General features: G+C 57.5%; 1 protein-coding gene. It reads left to right on the top strand.

Annotated elements, in window-relative coordinates:
* Positions 1-441: 441 nt before the first annotated feature.
* A partial coding sequence (locus LI72_RS18565) for a transposase (RefSeq protein ID WP_033927469.1) occupies positions 442-591 on the top strand: 150 nt, incomplete at its 3' end.

Here is a 591-nt window from a genome sequence, read left to right as displayed (position 1 = left end):
TCATGGTGGTGTTGGTGATCTGGCGCTCGGCACTAGCGAGAGGGGCATGGGAATTGACGCGGGCTCTGGATAGGCAGGTGCTAGGTTCCGTGGGCAAAGGGTATGCACAACTCGATTGGGGCGAGTGCGACAAAGCCAAGGTTAGGACCCACGCGTTTTGTCCTGGCGGGTGGCCACCCGTCGCCAGTCCTCGAGTTTGCTGAAGAGCCGCTCAATGGGGTTGCGCCATTTGTTTTTGGTTCGGTCATGCGTGGCCGAATAACGGAAATTGAGCTTGGCAAGAATAACTGCCTCGACATTGCCCTTTTTCGATCTTGTCGCGGATGGCATCGTCGTCGTGGCCGCGATCCGCGAGGAAGGTTTCGACCTTGTCACTGATGACGTGACCCCCTGATTTTCCTCCACGAACGATTAGAGTCTGGCCTGAAGGAAGGACAGACGATGAAGCGTGCAAGGTTTTCAGAAGAGCAGATCATTGGGGTGCTGAAGGAGGCAGAAGCGGGCGCGAAGACCGCTGATCTCGCCCGGCGGCACGGGGTGTCTGAAGCGACGATCTACAACTGGAAGGCCAAGTATGGCGGGCTGGAGGTA

Source organism: Sphingomonas sp. 35-24ZXX (assembly GCF_000786215.1).
Classification (GTDB): Bacteria; Pseudomonadota; Alphaproteobacteria; order Sphingomonadales; family Sphingomonadaceae; genus Blastomonas.
The sequence above is the reverse complement of the archived record's forward strand: the minus strand, read 5'-3'. Positions and strand labels throughout refer to the sequence as shown.